The 15741-nt window shown below is 35.5% G+C and carries 13 protein-coding genes and 3 tRNA genes; 11 read left to right on the top strand and 5 right to left on the bottom strand.

Features of this window, described 5'->3' with window-relative positions:
• The first annotated feature begins 396 nt into the window (after window positions 1–396).
• The 4 genes from V6624_RS21135 (at window position 397) to V6624_RS21150 (ending at window position 6219) form a co-directional block, all read left to right on the top strand.
• Window positions 397–1836, top strand: coding sequence for a serine hydrolase (locus V6624_RS21135; protein ID WP_338840074.1), 1440 nt, complete (start codon window positions 397–399; stop codon window positions 1834–1836).
• Between the two features lie 5 nt (window positions 1837–1841).
• The gene (locus tag V6624_RS21140; RefSeq protein ID WP_338840075.1) at window positions 1842–3314 is read left to right on the top strand and encodes a S41 family peptidase; all 1473 of its coding nucleotides are present in this window, start codon (window positions 1842–1844) and stop codon (window positions 3312–3314) included.
• A 287-nt stretch (window positions 3315–3601) separates the two neighbouring features.
• Window positions 3602–4408: an AraC family transcriptional regulator gene (locus V6624_RS21145; protein ID WP_111285322.1), complete on the top strand. Its 807-nt coding sequence runs from the start codon at window positions 3602–3604 to the stop codon at window positions 4406–4408.
• A 149-nt stretch (window positions 4409–4557) separates the two neighbouring features.
• Window positions 4558–6219 (top strand): serine hydrolase domain-containing protein, encoded by a 1662-nt coding sequence (locus V6624_RS21150; protein ID WP_111285324.1) that lies wholly within the window; start codon window positions 4558–4560, stop codon window positions 6217–6219.
• 521 nt (window positions 6220–6740) lie between these two features.
• On the opposite strand, the gene V6624_RS21155 is transcribed toward V6624_RS21150, so the two are convergent.
• The 3 genes from V6624_RS21155 to V6624_RS21165 form a co-directional block, all read right to left on the bottom strand.
• A tRNA-Arg gene (locus V6624_RS21155) sits at window positions 6741–6814 on the bottom strand.
• Window positions 6815–6830: 16 nt separating this feature from the next.
• Window positions 6831–6905: transfer RNA gene (locus tag V6624_RS21160), tRNA-Pro, on the bottom strand.
• A 14-nt stretch (window positions 6906–6919) separates the two neighbouring features.
• Window positions 6920–7003: transfer RNA gene (locus V6624_RS21165), tRNA-Ser, on the bottom strand.
• 239 nt (window positions 7004–7242) lie between these two features.
• Here V6624_RS21165 and V6624_RS21170 point away from each other — a divergent pair.
• The 3 genes from V6624_RS21170 (at window position 7243) to V6624_RS21180 (ending at window position 10338) form a co-directional block, all read left to right on the top strand.
• A complete protein-coding gene (locus V6624_RS21170) occupies window positions 7243–8421 on the top strand; it encodes an acetyl-CoA C-acyltransferase (RefSeq protein WP_111285326.1) in 1179 nt (392 codons plus the stop codon).
• Window positions 8422–8489: 68 nt separating this feature from the next.
• Window positions 8490–9251, top strand: coding sequence for a C40 family peptidase (locus V6624_RS21175; protein ID WP_111285328.1), 762 nt, complete (start codon window positions 8490–8492; stop codon window positions 9249–9251).
• Between the two features lie 34 nt (window positions 9252–9285).
• Complete coding sequence (locus V6624_RS21180; RefSeq protein WP_111285330.1) at window positions 9286–10338, top strand: SMI1/KNR4 family protein; 1053 nt, start codon at window positions 9286–9288, stop codon at window positions 10336–10338.
• A 195-nt stretch (window positions 10339–10533) separates the two neighbouring features.
• Here V6624_RS21180 and V6624_RS21185 read toward each other — a convergent pair whose 3' ends face one another.
• Window positions 10534–11379 carry an AraC family transcriptional regulator gene (locus tag V6624_RS21185; RefSeq protein WP_111285332.1) on the bottom strand — a complete coding sequence of 282 codons (846 nt, stop codon included), beginning with the start codon at window positions 11377–11379 and terminating at the stop codon, window positions 10534–10536.
• A gap of 116 nt (window positions 11380–11495) precedes the next feature.
• On the opposite strand from V6624_RS21185, the gene V6624_RS21190 reads away from it, so the two are divergent.
• The 4 genes from V6624_RS21190 (at window position 11496) to V6624_RS21205 (ending at window position 14368) form a co-directional block, all read left to right on the top strand.
• Window positions 11496–12482, top strand: coding sequence for an aldo/keto reductase (locus V6624_RS21190; RefSeq protein ID WP_111285334.1), 987 nt, complete (start codon window positions 11496–11498; stop codon window positions 12480–12482).
• 357 nt (window positions 12483–12839) lie between these two features.
• Entirely contained in the window at window positions 12840–13445 is a 606-nt protein-coding gene (locus V6624_RS21195; protein WP_338840076.1) for an NAD(P)H-dependent oxidoreductase, read from the top strand.
• A 2-nt stretch (window positions 13446–13447) separates the two neighbouring features.
• Window positions 13448–13726, top strand: a complete 279-nt coding sequence (locus tag V6624_RS21200; RefSeq protein WP_338840077.1) for a putative quinol monooxygenase — start codon at window positions 13448–13450, stop codon at window positions 13724–13726.
• A gap of 162 nt (window positions 13727–13888) precedes the next feature.
• Entirely contained in the window at window positions 13889–14368 is a 480-nt protein-coding gene (locus V6624_RS21205) for a DUF3291 domain-containing protein (protein WP_111285340.1), read from the top strand.
• A gap of 47 nt (window positions 14369–14415) precedes the next feature.
• On the opposite strand, the gene V6624_RS21210 is transcribed toward V6624_RS21205, so the two are convergent.
• Window positions 14416–15636, bottom strand: a complete 1221-nt coding sequence (locus tag V6624_RS21210) for a dipeptidase (RefSeq protein ID WP_111285342.1) — start codon at window positions 15634–15636, stop codon at window positions 14416–14418.
• Window positions 15637–15741: the final 105 nt, after the last annotated feature.

Here is a 15741-nt window from a genome sequence, read left to right on the forward strand (position 1 = left end):
ATCTATATTTAGGCTGATAAAACATAGACCTCAAATTTTCCCGCGCATACCTCTTAAAATCATTGCCTATTGCCTCGGATTTACTGCAGAAAGTTCTTAACCGACAAAAGAAAAAAGCTGCCGGACATTAAAACTTACCCATAGTCAATTTTTGCTCTTTTTCTTATGCTTAGATTTGAAGATAATTTCAGATTAAGGAAAAATTATGAAAGAAAAGATAAGATTAAACCCAATATTTTTATACTGTATAAATCCGATATGCTTCCGTTATCTGAGTGCTAAAACCATCATTTTACCGCTGGCATTATTGCTGATTTTTCCAATTCTGCCTATCGGTACGATAGCTTATATACTTAGAAACCAGATTTCTTTTTCCTCTAACAATATTAAAACATTATGAAAAACAGCATTTTAATTACTTTAGTGATTGCCGGAACATCATTATCTGCTCAAAATAAAACTGCTGATGTTGATAGCATCATTAAAAGAGAAATGAGCGAACGAAAAATACCGGGATTGCAAATAGCAGTTGTACAGGACGGAAAAATTGCTTTAAATAAATCCTATGGCACTGGAAATATCCAGGACAATATTGCTGTAGATAACCAAACTATTTTTGCTATCAATTCCTGTACAAAAGTTTTTACCAGCGTAGCAATTATGCAGCTGGTTGAAGATGGAAAAATTGAACTTTCAGATCCTGTTTCTAAATATTTGGATGGCCTTCCTCCATCATGGGCACCTGTCACCATTAAACAGTTGCTAACCCATTGTTCAGGACTGCCCGATCTGCTGAAGCTGCTAGACCCATACACAGGCGGCTTGGCAGCTTTGAAAAATGAAGAAGCCATATGGGAAAAATTGAAATCTATCCCTTTGGAATTTCAGCCTGGCGAGCGGTTTAGCTATAATCAGACTAACGCATATCTTTTAGGGAAAATAATAGACAAATTTAGAGAAAAGCCATTTGTTGAAGTTTTTTCAGAAAAACAATTTGAACCGGCAGGCATGGGCAGTACTATTTTTGGCGATTCCCGTGATGTGATACCGCATTTTGCACCAACCTATTTTTATAGGACAGCCTTAGATGGACAAAAATATATGGAGCCGAAAATGGTAAATAATTATTATGAGTTTCCGTATTTCAGAAGAACCGCAGCCGGACTTAATAGTACCGCAAAAGACATAGCGCAGTGGGTTATTGCTTTGCAAAGTGGCAAACTCCTAAAATCCAAAGCAACTATAGAAGCCATGTGGTCTCCAATTCAATTTAATAGCGGCGAGAATACGCCCTGGGCATTGGGATGGGGCCTAGCAAAATTTCGCAAACATCATAGGGCTATAGGCATGTCAGGCGGCGGTAGGGCTGCTTTTCTTATTTATCCCGATGATGACCTCGCTGTAATTGTATTGACCAATCTGGGCGGCGGTTCACCTGAAGATTATTTGGAAGAACTAGCAGCCTGCTATATCCCGGATATTCTGAATGCAGATCCATTGACTTTTTTAAGAATTAATTTACGTAAAACAGGATTTGACAGGGCAATTAAAGTTGTGAAAGAACAGATTAAAAAAGACCCTTATTTCAAACCAAATGAATTTGAATTAAACGAATGGGCATACCGAATGATGCAAAAAGGGGAAATTAAAAATGCTCTGCAGATTTTTAAATTAAATGTATTTCTATTTCCAAATAGCTGGAATGCATATGATAGTTATGGAGAAGCTTTATTAAAGGATAACAGCAAAGAAGAAGCCATCAGAATGTATAAGAAATCCATTGAATTAAATCAAAAAAATGAAAACGGCAAAAAAGTTTTAGAAACCCTAATATAAAAAAAATGGCAAGATCAATTCTATCACTCATAGCCGCTTTTTTTATTGGACTGATGTCATCTGCACAAACTCAGACACCAAAATCCAATAATCAGAAGTTTTCGGCTGAAACGGTAAAAAACACCATCGATGAACTGCAGAAAGAACTTAGCGAAAAGCATCCGGGGTTTTACAGATATACCGCCAAAACTCAATTTACCGCTTACATCGATTCAATAAAAAAAACTATTAGGGATTCGCTAACGGTATTTGAATCTTTTCAGAAACTGAAGCCAATCGTCGCAAAAATCAATTGCCTGCATACTAGCATTTCCCTACCCAAAGCATATTTAGACCAGTTGAATATGCGCCCAAATCTATTTCCGTTCCAGCTTTTCTTTTCAGAAAACAAAGCATATGTAGTTAAGAATTTTTCGGGTAATAGCGGTATTCTGCCAGGTGATGAAATCGTGCGTATAAACGGAAAAAGCATTCCCGAAATCACCGCACTGCTGTTTGCGCTCATTCCTTCTGACGGCTATAATCAAACGCTAAAATGGAGAGCATTGAATCTGCAATTCCCAAGCTGGTACAGAAATATCGATTTAAGCGAAAATTTCAGCATTTTGGTGAATCAGAATAATATAGAGAAAACGTACCGCCCCACAGGAGCCAGATTTGATGATATTGCTAAGGATGGATTTTTAGAAGAACCGGCAAGATCGAAGCAGTTGGAATTTAAGATTGAAAACAATGTTGCTTTTCTAACGATTCATTCGTTCGCTAAAACCGACATTAAAAATTCAAATCAGGATTTTAAGAAATTTATAGACCAGGCTTTTGACGAAATTAAGAGCAGATCCATTCAGAACCTTATTGTGGATCTTCGAGACAACACGGGGGGCTCAGACTCTAATGCCGAATATTTTACCAGCCATTTTTTTGACCAGCCTTTTCGCTATTGGGATAGAATAGAAGTTACAGAAACGGTGGCGAAAGAAATAAAAGGCTTATCGCTAAAGCTTTTTTATAGAAAACCCGTAGAAAAAAACGGCATTTGGCTGTGGCAAAAAGCAAAACATACACCAGAATTCGATTATTACGAAATGCAAAAACCTGCAAAAAATAATTACGGAGGCAAAACTTATATTCTGATTAACGGATTTTGCATGTCCTCATGCGCAGATGTTGCAGCAATATTGTCCCATAACAGAAAAGCAGCATTTATAGGTCAGGAAACCGGTGGCGGCTATCAGGGAAATAATAGCGGAATGCTGCCTGTGAGTCTGGTGCAGCCATTTGGATTTGCACTCACCGTTCCATTGCAAAAATATACCAATGCCGTGGATTCATCCGTCAATTTTGGACACGGCACAATGCCTGATTACAAAACTGAGCCTAATTCTAACAATGTTTTGAATAATATTGATAAAGAAATGCAGACTGCACTGGACTTAATATTTGGTGCAGAATCAGTGCAGCATGGTTTAAGAAATTAAAAAACTGGAGCTGCCTCCAATCTACCACAAAAAGCCAAGGCGACTTTAAAGATTATTGAGCAATTTAAACTTTATCGCAGAATCATGGCAAAGCAGGTTTTGAAAAACACAAAAAGCCTTCAAAATCAACGATTGATAATTTATCAAACCGAAAAAGATTAAGTAAAGCCGATCAAAAATAAAATACGCTATTAATACTAGAAATAGAAAGAAACGATTTAATCTTACTTTAATACAAGTAAGATTACTTTTTATTAAATTGCAAAAACAAAACTTATATCGACTTTATGAAAGCTTTAAGTACTGGGCAATTTTTTGGTGAGACTAACAGTCTTATTGTTCTAGATGGACTTACCATTACTGATACAGAATATACCCACGAAAAAGTAGACTGGCATTACCACGAAAAGCCTTACTTCACTTTTATCCTGCAAGGCAGAGTTTTGGAAGGAAACAAAAAAGAAATTTATCAGTGCTCACAGGGAAGTCTTCTTTTCCATAACTGGGATGATGCGCATTATAATATAAAACCTCCTGGATTTACCCGTGGTTTTCATATCGAAATAAATCAGGACTGGTTTAAAAATTACAGCTTAAAAACCGAACAGGTCCAAGGCAGCATTTCAATTAAAAATACTGGCATACAGCTATTATTTTACAAAATTTTCAAGGAAAGCAAATTAGATGACAGCGTAAGCAATTTGACTATAAATACTTTATTGATTGAAGTATTGGAGAAAATTGATTCGAAATATAAAACTGAAGATAAATTTATTCCGCATTGGGCAAAAACTCTAAAAGAAATTCTTCATGAGCAAAACCTGAATGATTTTTCTCTTCCGTGTTTAGCAAAACTCTTAGATATACATCCTGTACATCTCTCCCGATGTTTTCCAAAGTATTTTGGATGTTCCTTAGGCGAATACATCCGTAAAATCAAAATAAAAAAATCAATCGGCATGCTGTCAGACAATCGCAGTTCGCTTGCAGAAATTGCTCTTGAAGCTGGTTTTTCCGACCAAAGCCATTTCAACAGATGTTTTAAAGAAAACATAGGAACAACTCCTATGAATTTTAGAAATCTGCTTTTATGAATATCAATTGCCTGCGCAAAAATCACCCATAATCTGACTGTCGGGCAGCATCTTAAAAATTTTCATGAAAAATAACTCTCATGTTAATTTTATTCTATACTGGTGTTTTACCCATCATTAGTTTTGTTAAATAACTTAAAGACATAACCATGAGATTATTACTAACTGGAATTTTACATTTACTGGCTGGAATAGGCATTTTGACTGCACAGAACATCGTGAAGCCAGATGAACCAATGAGTCCGCTTCAGACAAAATATGCCGGAAAAATTGTTTTCCTTAATGCTCAATACCCAATAGAACAGCTTACCGAAGATAAATTTCTTACAGCGTTTGAATTTAAAGAAGGTAGCACCCTTGATGCACGCCTCTTTCTAAAAAATTCACTGACCAACTATCTGCATGAATTAAATAGTAGTCTAACAGCCGAACAATTGCTTAAAAACGGAAATTTTCAGTTTACATTTTATGTTGATGGAAAATCAATCTATACAGAAAATTTAAACACGGGAGCTGGAACCTCCAAAGGCAAAAACCAATGGATAACTTTAAGAATTCCTTTAATAAGCCCAACCAATGAAGACAGCTGGGGACGTTATTTATGGTCTCGATTTTATTATGCTAATGGCGGAGAAGACGCTGTTTTTGGCGGGAAGCATCTCTTAAAAATAGAAATCCGTCCCTATATAAAAACTGATAGTGGCATTAAAACCGGAACTATTATAGCTGAAGGCCAGATTCATTTTGAGCAGCCCGCAATTCAGTTAACCGAAAAACAAATAGCCATACAGCCTATTGAAACTGGAAGCGGATGGAGCATTTCTAATGACGGGTTTGATAAAAGACTAATTAAAGAACTGAATACAAGAATACTGCAGAAACGTTTTAAAGAAATAACAAGCGTGGCAGTTATAAAAAATGGAAAACTTTTACTGGAAGAATATTTTAATGGAACCAATAGAAAAAGTCTTCATGATACCCGTTCTGTGGGCAAATCGTTTGCTTCTACAATGACTGGAATAGCAATTCAAGAAGGATATCTAAAAAATGAAAATCAGTCATTAAGCCAGTTTTACAATCTTAAGGATTATTCCAATTATACAGCTTCAAAAGACAGCATTAAAATAAAAGATCTTCTTACAATGAGTTCTTCTTTTGAAGGCTCAGATCAGGACTGGAATTCTCCTGGAAATGAAGAAAATATGTATCCTACAGACAATTGGGTAAAATTTGCGTTGGACCTTCCGATAGATAAAAACAAAAAAAACGCAAAGCAATGGGATTATTTTACAGCAGGAGTTGTTGTAATTGGCGATATTCTAAATCAAAAAGTGCCACAAGGGCTTGAATCTTATGCAGATAAAAAACTTTTTAAGCCATTGGAAATCACCCATTATCAATGGCAGTACACTCCGCAAAAAGTTGCCAATACAGCTGGCGGATTAGGACTGGAAACTCTCGGTCTTGCCAAATACGGCCAACTCTACCAGAACAAAGGAAAATGGAAGGGAAAACAATTGCTATCTTCATCTTGGGTCAAAAAAACATTTACCAATTATTTCCCAGAAGATCAAAACTTAAGTGGGTACGGATATCTTTTCTGGAGAGAAAAATTTGAAATAGAAGGCAAAAGCTATGAAGCTTATCTATGCAGCGGCAATGGAGGAAATAAAGTCTATATTTTTCAAAACCTGCCTTTGGTTATTGTTCTTACATCTACAGCCTACAATCAGCCTTATGCACACAAGCAGGCTTCGCAGATTGTAACTAATTATCTTCTTCCTGCCGTTCTTAATTCAAAAACACATTAAAGTTGCTGCTTATTATGACGAGGCTCTCAAAATACGAACTCCTTATGCACTAACTGAGTATAAAGCTGCGGGAGTTTATGCTCTTAAAAAAAACTCTGACAAATCATTTTATTGCCTCTAAACTGCACTTCAGCTTTGTGAATATAAATGCCGTCCTACCTCCCAATTCCAAACAGGGCGCATTTTTCCCGTGCATAAAAAGATCTGACAATTCTTGATGCATCATCCCTAAATAGGTTCTCTAATAAGCTTCCCAAACCAGAAGGCCTAAGTCATGCCTTTAAAAGATTTGCATTCATAAGCAGACTAAAAGAAAACAGTATAAAAAGAAAACAGCCATAAACCAACTAGCATATAAAAAATTATAAAATAAAAAAAACAGCCCGAAGGCTGTTTTTTTTATTATAAATCATTGATAATCTGTAAATGTTTGATGCAATAATTGACTACCAACACATCTGACACATTACCTAAAAAAGCAGTAAAAACAAGAAAACCCGCAAAATAGCGGGTTTCACAAGTGATCGCAGAAGGATTCGAACCTTCGACCGCCTGCTTAGAAGGCAGGTGCTCTATCCAGCTGAGCTATGCGACCATTATTTCAATTGTAGTCGGGGTGGCAGGATTCGAACCTGCGGCCTCCTGCTCCCAAAGCAGGCGCGATAACCGGGCTACGCTACACCCCGAGGCAAAATTTAAGCGGAGAGACAGGGACTCGAACCCTGGCGACGGTTACCCGTCGACAGATTAGCAATCTGCTCCATTACCGCTCTGGCACCTCTCCTTGCTCAAGGAATTGCTTCCGTTTTGCGAGTGCAAATGTATAACATCATTCCTTTTCTCACAAGCTTTTTTTTGAGTTTTTTTAGTTTTTTTTCATCTTTTTTCAAAACCACTTCACAATCAAACAAATAGAATTAACAAAAATTTGACCTTAAATTTAAAATCACCCCTATTCAATACAAAATTTGAATTTATTCAAATAAAGAGTAAATTTGCTTACTAACTATTATTAAACAGAAAATGAACAAAAGAGTTGTTATCGTTTCTGCCGTTAGAACACCTATCGGAAGTTTCATGGGCGGGTTATCTAGTGTACCTGCACCAAAATTAGGCGCTGCTGCTATAAAAGGAGCCCTTTCAAAAATTAACCTTGACCCAAAATTAGTCGATGAAGTTTTCATGGGGAATGTAATCCAGGCGGGTGTTGGACAAGCGCCAGCGCGTCAGGCTGCATTATTTGCCGGATTATCAGAAGAAGTTGCTGCTACAACAGTAAACAAAGTATGTGCTTCTGGAATGAAAGCCGTAATGTTTGCTGCTCAAGCAATCGCATGCGGTGACGCTGAAATTGTTGTAGCAGGCGGAATGGAAAGCATGAGTTTGATTCCTCACTATGTGCAAATGCGTGCTGGAAACAAATTTGGCCCAGCAACTATGCTTGACGGAATGCAAAAAGATGGTTTGACAGATGCTTACGACAACAACGCAATGGGAGTTTGTGCTGATTTATGTGCAACTGAATACAACATCAGCCGTGAAGAGCAAGATGCTTTCGCTATTCAATCTTATGAAAGAAGTGCTAAAGCTTGGGATGCCGGGAAATTCGATAACGAAGTTGTTCCTGTTGAAGTACCGCAAAGACGCGGTGAGCCAATTATCTTTTCAAAAGACGAAGAGTACACTAATGTTAAGTTAGATAAAATCCCTTCTTTAAGCGCTGTTTTTACAAAAGACGGAACTGTAACTGCTGCAAATGCTTCAACCATCAACGACGGAGCTGCTGCTTTAGTTTTAATGTCTGAAGAAAAAGCAAACGAATTAGGAATAAAACCTCTTGCTTACATAAAAGGATATGCAGATGCCGCTCAAGAACCTAAATGGTTTACTACAAGTCCAGCAAAAGCACTTCCAAAAGCTTTAAATAAAGCGGGAATTTCAATCTCAGATGTAGATTATTTCGAATTCAACGAAGCTTTCTCTGTGGTTGGATTAGCCAATTCAAAAATATTAAACCTTGATAACAATAAAGTTAACGTAAACGGTGGAGCTGTTTCACTTGGACATCCGCTGGGTTGTTCAGGAGCTAGAATTATTGTAACTTTACTAAATGTCTTAGAGCAAAACAATGCTAAAACAGGAGCTGCTGCAATTTGCAATGGCGGTGGTGGTGCATCTGCAATTGTTATCGAGAGAGCTTAAAACAATATCACAAAAAATCAGGAGTTATAAATTGCAACTCCTGATTTTCAACTTATAATTTTCCTTAAATGTTCGGAATTTGCAATCTTGCCATAGTACCCGTTCGATCTGAACCAAGTGACAGAAGTGAAATAGTTACACAACTTTTGTTTGGAGAGCACATCGAAATTTTAGAACGCCATAATCAATGGGCTAAAATCAGAATTCAATTTGATGATTACGAAGGCTGGGTAGATTCCAAACAATATCAGGTTATCACCGAACAGCAATTTAATCAGTTAAGCAAAGAAGCCATTATCTTAAATGCCGATTTAATTGATTATATCACTGCTCCAGATAATTTATTGCTTCCAATTCCGCTTGGAGCTTCATTATCATTTTTAAATAATAGCGAAATCAATACTTCAAACTTTGATTTTGAAGGAACCAAAACCAGTGGTGTCAAACCTAAAAGTGCTTTAATAAAGACTGCTTTTATGTATTTGAATGCACCGTATTTATGGGGCGGAAAAACACCTTTCGGAATTGATTGTTCCGGATTCACTCAAATGGTTTATAAATTAAACGGCTATAAAATTCATCGCGATGCTTCTCAGCAAGCACTTGAAGGCGATCCTTTAAGTTTTATTGAAGAAAGTGAAGCGGGCGATTTAGCTTTCTTTGATAATGACGAAGGAAATATTACGCACGTTGGTATTATAATGGAAAACAATTACATTATTCACGCAAGTGGAAAAGTTCGTATTGATCGTTTAGACCATACCGGAATTTATAATCCTGAATTAAAAAAACACACCCATAAACTTCGTGTAATCAAGAAGATTATCTAGTTTCTCTTTTCCTTTAAACCCCATAAAAAGCAAAATGACAAAACTTGAATTATCCAAAACAGGCTTTCAGATTAACAATACAAACATCGAATTCCCAATTGATATAACAGTTTTAAAACAAGCTTTAGGAGACTGCAGACACATCAAAAAACAATACAATCATATTTATACTTGGGACGAACTTGGCATTATGGCGTTTTCTAAAGAAGGAAACAAAGTTGAAAGTTTGGCTATTGAATTTGAAGTTAGAGAATATGATTATTGCGCAAAAAACATCTTTACTGGAGAATTTATTTTTGATGGAGAAGAATTATTTCAATACTACGAAAATAATAAAAGTCAACTTGTAAAACTTTTTAAAGGAGACAGAAGCGGTGCTTTTATTTTAAACGAAACAAGTGTTTGGTTTGACAAAGAAGACGGTAAAATCACAAGTTTAAGCATTTCTGCTTCTGAAGAAAAAGAAAAGAAAATCACAGCGTCTCTTGATCCCGAATACAAATCATTTGAACCTTTATGGCAGGAATGGATTTTAGAAATCAATAAAATCGTTTCAACAAACAATGATTACTACAATCTTACAGAGGGAATTTCCGAAAACGACATTCAAGAACACATTGAACTTGAAGACGATATTACAATTCCGCCAGCATTAATTAACTTTTACAAAGTTCAAAATGTAGATTACGATCCCGTAACGGCTGTTTTTCAATTTGGAGTAAACAATTGGAGTTATGATTTAATTCCGTTTGCAGATATTTCAGAAGAATGGAATTCTATTCAAGATTTGCAATTTGACGAAGAAGATTTACCTGAACAAGAAATAGATTTCGAAAAAATCCAAACCAACAATTACGCTAACCCAAAATGGATTCCGTTTGCCACAGGAAGAAATGGTGATTATTTACTATACGATACAGATCCAGCTGAAAAAGGGAAATTTGGTCAAATCATCGAGCTTCAAAATGAATCTTGGGACAGAAATATTGTCGCTGATTCTTTAGAAGAACTAGTTCAAAATGAAATCAACAATTTAAGAGCCGGTAAAACTGAGCATTTTGATTTTATTATCGGAAAAGAAAATTAAAGTACGTGGATAAAACAGATTCACTTTGCGAAAACATGGGTTTTCACAGATTTTCTTTCTTTTCTCGCAGATTTTGGAGATTTAGCAGATTCATTCTTAAAATCTTTCCAAGTTTATATATGTGAAATAAAAAAACATACCCTAAACCAAGAGTCAAAAATTCGTCTAAATTCGTGAATTCGTGGCGAACAAAAACTAAGCACTCAATCGAATCGTCTTTCTAAACTCAGACGGACTATACCCTTTTTGCTTTCTAAAGAACTTATTAAAGTGGCTTTCATCCGTAAAACCAAATTCATAAGCAATTTCGTTAATGCGCTTCTCGCTAAATTGCAAACGATGTTCAATCAGTTTAGTCTTATAATTACTAATATATTGCTGCATAGTTTCGCTGGCGTGTTTCTTAAAATAACGTCCTAAATATGTATTCGAAATTCCGAAATAATCACTGATAGATTCCGCTTTAATCTTTTCAGGATAATAAATATTGTTCTGAATATATTGCAGAATATCCATTGCTTTAGCTTCCGTGTTTATTGTCACTTGCTCAGGCAGATACTTCGCAATATTTCTCGCCACAATAATAATCAGTGTATTCACCAATTGCTGAATCAATTCTTGATTGTAAACATCTTTATCCTGATGTTCACGACAAATCGCTTCAATCATTACTTTCACCAAACATTTGTCAGGATCATTTTTAAGAATACAGCCTGGCTGATGATTGGCGTTTTGAAGAATATATTCTAATCGCTGAATATTTTCATTCTGCAGACTCGAATTTTTCAAATAAATATCATTAAACCTTAAAAAGAAAAATTTCGTTTTAGTTTCAATCGTAAAATTATGACAATCTTCAGGCGTTAACAGGAATAAATGTCCAGGATCGTATTCAAATATATTTTTATTAATACACTGTCTTCCTGTCCCTTCCAAAATATAAACCAGTTCAAAAAAATTATGACGATCTCCCACATCTGGATATTCATTCAGCGTTTCAAAAGAAACCGTAAAAGGTTCATATAAGTTTTCTTTTTTCATAATTCCATTTTTTTGAAGATGCAAATATACCTAAAAAAGACAAATATATACCAAATAAGAATCATAAAAACAGTATAATTTTGCCTCATCAATTTTAAACGAAATAAATCATTATCATGGAATATAGAAAATTAGGCAACTCAGAACTAGAATTATCAGCCATTACTTATGGTGCATTTGCTATTGGCGGAACCATGTGGGGCGGAACAGAAAAGAAAGATTCAATCGACTCCATTCACGCATCAATCGACCACGGAGTAACTACAATCGACACTGCTCCTTTTTATGGATTTGGCTTAAGCGAAGAAATGATCGGAGAAGCCATTAAAAGTCAAGATCGTTCTAAAGTTCAGTTACTTACAAAATTTGGTTTGGTTTGGGACGGAAGCAATAACGGTAAAGGCGATTTCTTTTTCGACGCTGACGACAACGGTAAAAAAGTTCCAGTATATAAATATTCATCAAAAGCAAACGTAATTAAAGAAGTTGAAGAAAGCTTAAAACGTCTTCAAACCGATTATATCGATTTACTGCAAATTCACTGGCCAGATTCAACAACACCAATTTCTGAAACAATGGAAGCTGCTGAAACTTTAATCCAGCAAGGAAAAATCAGAGCTTTCGGAGTAAGCAATTACAATGTTGCACAAATTCAGGAAGCACAAAAAACGATTCAAGTCGCTTCAAATCAAGTCGCATACAGCATGTTGAACCGTAAAATTGAAGAAGAATTAATTCCTTTTACAATTTCAGAAAACATCGGAATCATTGCTTACAGTCCAATGGAAAGAGGTTTGTTGACTGGGAAATATTTCACAGACAGCAAATTAAAAGAAAATGACCATAGAAACGGTTATTTCAATCAGTTTGATCTTCAAAAAGTAAAAACCTTAGTTGAAGAATTAACTTCTTTAGCACATGCAAAAGAAGCAAGCTTATCGCAATTAGTATTACGCTGGACATCTTTACAAAAAGGAATTGCAATTGTTTTAGCTGGAGCTAGAAACGCAGAACAAGCCATTTCAAACGCCAAAACAATGAATTTCGATTTATCAGCTTCAGAATTGGAATTTATCAATCAAGCGATTGCCAAAATAAAATAATTCTCTTTTTAAACACATAGAAACATAGTTTTCATTGCACACAAAAGGCGTTTAAATTGCATTAACAAACATAGTCAACGTAATTTGTCATTCCGAGGAACGAGGAATCTCCGTAAGTAGGTCGCCAAAGATTTGCGAACTATGTGTTGGAAACTAGTTTCTTTCCATGTCTCTTTTCCAAGAAAGAAAAACCTATGTTTCTATGTGTTTAAAAAAAATCTCAAAACTTAAATAATTAGAATCTGGGCGTGCCCTCCGGGTCGGGCTTTCGGCTATATCTTTTGCTCCATTTCATTATGCAAAAGGATAACGCCTCAATCCCTCACGCATCACGTATCCATAACAACATAAAGTAAAATGAAAAAGATATTTATAATTAACGGCGGACAAAAATTCGCGCATTCAGGAGGACAATTCAATAAAACCGTTCAGGACTGGACAGTTGAATTTCTTTCTAAAAACAGCGATTACGAAATAAAAACAACTCACATTGAAGACGAAATAGATCTTCAAAAAGAAGTAGAAAAATTCGTTTGGGCAGATTTAATTATCTATCATACACCTGTTTGGTGGTTTCAAATTCCGAATCTTTTCAAAAAATATATCGATGATGTTTTCACGCAAGGACACAACAACGGAATCTATAAAAGTGACGGAAGAAGCCGTGTAAATCCAGACATCAACTACGGAACCGGTGGGCTTTTACACGGACGTAAATACATGCTTACCACAAGCTGGAATGCGCCTGCAACAGCATTTACACTTCCAGGCGAATTCTTCGAAGAAACTTCTGTTGATGATGGCGTAATGTTTGGCTTCCATAAAATGAACAAATTCACAGGAATGGAGCGCGTAAACGGATTTCATTTCCATGACGTAGAAAAAGGTGCTACACCAGAAAATATCGTTATCTTTAAAGAGAATTACACGAAACATTTAGAGCAAACTTTTAAAAACTTATAATTATGATTTCGATTACAGCAATTTTAAAAAGTAAACCAGAACATTTAATTGAAGTTCAAAGCCTGCTAACACATCTAGTAACCGAAACTAGAAAAGAAGCTGCTTGTATTCGTTATGATTTACACACTTCAGAAAATGTTTTTATTCTTTGGGAAGAATGGAAAGATCAACCTGGTTTAGACTTACATAACAACCAATCTTACTTAAAAGATTTCATCAAAAAAACTGAAAGTCTAGTTTCAAGTCCAATTCAAGTTTACAAAACTGCTCAGATTTTATAAGTTTTTATAGCCACGAATTCACGAATTAATCTAAAATCTTTGCGCATAGATTTTAAAAAATAAATTCGTGACTCGAGCGATAGCGAAAAGGCGAAGCAATTCGTGGCTATAAAATTATTCAGAAAAAAACTAAATTGCCTAAAATTCAGAAACCTATATTTTATGAGTCATTATCATCTTGCCGAAATTAATATTGCCAAAATGAAAGGCGTCGATATCAACGACCCAATAATGAAAGAATTTGTAGATAATTTAGATGCTGTAAATACTTTAGCCGAAGAAAGCGAAGGTTTTGTTTGGAGATTAAAAGACGAAACTGACAGTTACAATGCCACAAGTCTGAATCCGTACAATGATGAGCAAATTATCATTAATGTATCGGTTTGGGAAAGCATTGAAACTTTGGAGCATTATATGTACAAAACTTTTCATAGTGAATTTTTAAGACGTCGAAAAGAATGGTTTCAGAAATTTGGAAAAGCGCATACAGCCATGTGGTGGATTGCAAAAGGAGAAATTCCAACCATGGAAAAAGCCGTAGAAAAATTAGATTACCTGCAGAAAAATGGCCCTTCAGAATTAGTTTTTGATCTTAGAAACAAATATCCAGCACCAAATAAAAACAAAATAAAAGCGAAATAAAATTCATTATTTCGCTTTTGTTTTGTTTACAAATAATCTTTGATAGATTAAGATCTTTTAGTTGCAATATCAAATATTCGGCAATAATTTCCACCGCCGATTTTAGCAATCTCTTCTTCTTTAAAACCAGCTTTTAGTAAAGATTCAACAACAGTATAATAAAACCCTTGTTTTTCAATTCCCCAAGACTGATTAGTTCCTTGAGGCCCTTGCTTTTTGCTAGCATTTTGCCCTTTTTGATCGTTTTGCTTTTTGGGTTCTTCCTTTTTATCTTCAGGTTTTTTATTATCTCCTTGTCCCCATCCTTTATCATTTGGTGAACGATATGCAGGAGTCAGTTTAGTATCAGTTCCAATGCAAACATGATCGACACCAACTACGTCAACCATTGCTTTTATATTATCTGCAAATTCAGTTGGTGAATCAGCAAGATGTGTCCAAACTCCAATTACACTGCCATGATCTGCTACAATTTTAGCCTGCTCTTTACTTATAAGTCTTGGCATCATCATTTTAGACATAAATTCATTTGTTCCAAGACGTGTATTTAAACCTGTATGCGAAACTAAAACAGGGTTCTTAGCAACTTTTAAAGCTCCGTTTACCGTATTATCATCACAATGCGACAAATCGACTAAAACACCTAATCTTTCACATTCCTTAATTGTTTCAGCACCAAAAGAAGTAAGTCCGCCCCATTGAGGAGTTTTTGTAAAAATATCACCTAACGGAACAGAAGCATCATTATCATGAAGTAATCCCAAATGCCTTAAACCTCTATCGTAAGCAACCTGCAAACGCTCAATTTTGCCTTCTAGAAAATGTCCTCCCTCTACAGATTGAATTACTATAGGCTTTTTATTTTTATGAGCTTCTTCCAAATCAGTGTAATTAAGAGCGCGTTTCATATTATTAGCAATTAATATTTCATCCATTGCAGTTAATCCGTTTAGAAATCTTTCGTAAGCATCTCCAGGATTAACTAATTTCTGATAATCAACGGCAAAAGTCATACAAATTGCAGATAAGCCAGATTTCTTCATTTCACCAAACAAATCAACTTTTGGGCCCGGCAGTTCTGATTTTATCAAAGGAACATCAATGTGATTGTGTGTGTCGATTCCGAATGTTTTTGCAACAATAGCAGCAATTCTAGGATCTTGTTCAGTTGCTGCCCAAGATAAAAGCGGATTTAACATTAAAGCTGCTCCCGCTCCACTCATTGTAAACAGAAAACTTCTGCGATTCCATTGTTGATTATTGCTCATTTTAAATATTTAATTGTGAAAGAAAAAATAGAACTTGATTATACAAAACAACACTTTTTTTCAATTCATCAATCAATTAATATACAGAAAGAAACATAGAACCGA

The organism is Flavobacterium ginsenosidimutans, from assembly GCF_037478105.1.
GTDB classification, from domain to species: Bacteria; Bacteroidota; Bacteroidia; order Flavobacteriales; family Flavobacteriaceae; genus Flavobacterium; species Flavobacterium ginsenosidimutans.

Coding starts and splice junctions, on each gene's coding strand:
- V6624_RS21190 (WP_111285334.1), top strand. CDS start 11,496: ATGGAATATAGAAAATTAGGCAACTCAGAACTAGAATTATCAGCCATT.
- V6624_RS21185 (WP_111285332.1), bottom strand. CDS start 11,379: ATGAAAAAAGAAAACTTATATGAACCTTTTACGGTTTCTTTTGAAACG.
- V6624_RS21150 (WP_111285324.1), top strand. CDS start 4,558: ATGAGATTATTACTAACTGGAATTTTACATTTACTGGCTGGAATAGGC.
- V6624_RS21145 (WP_111285322.1), top strand. CDS start 3,602: ATGAAAGCTTTAAGTACTGGGCAATTTTTTGGTGAGACTAACAGTCTT.
- V6624_RS21205 (WP_111285340.1), top strand. CDS start 13,889: ATGAGTCATTATCATCTTGCCGAAATTAATATTGCCAAAATGAAAGGC.
- V6624_RS21200 (WP_338840077.1), top strand. CDS start 13,448: ATGATTTCGATTACAGCAATTTTAAAAAGTAAACCAGAACATTTAATT.
- V6624_RS21175 (WP_111285328.1), top strand. CDS start 8,490: ATGTTCGGAATTTGCAATCTTGCCATAGTACCCGTTCGATCTGAACCA.
- V6624_RS21170 (WP_111285326.1), top strand. CDS start 7,243: ATGAACAAAAGAGTTGTTATCGTTTCTGCCGTTAGAACACCTATCGGA.
- V6624_RS21140 (WP_338840075.1), top strand. CDS start 1,842: ATGGCAAGATCAATTCTATCACTCATAGCCGCTTTTTTTATTGGACTG.
- V6624_RS21135 (WP_338840074.1), top strand. CDS start 397: ATGAAAAACAGCATTTTAATTACTTTAGTGATTGCCGGAACATCATTA.
- V6624_RS21180 (WP_111285330.1), top strand. CDS start 9,286: ATGACAAAACTTGAATTATCCAAAACAGGCTTTCAGATTAACAATACA.
- V6624_RS21195 (WP_338840076.1), top strand. CDS start 12,840: ATGAAAAAGATATTTATAATTAACGGCGGACAAAAATTCGCGCATTCA.
- V6624_RS21210 (WP_111285342.1), bottom strand. CDS start 15,636: ATGAGCAATAATCAACAATGGAATCGCAGAAGTTTTCTGTTTACAATG.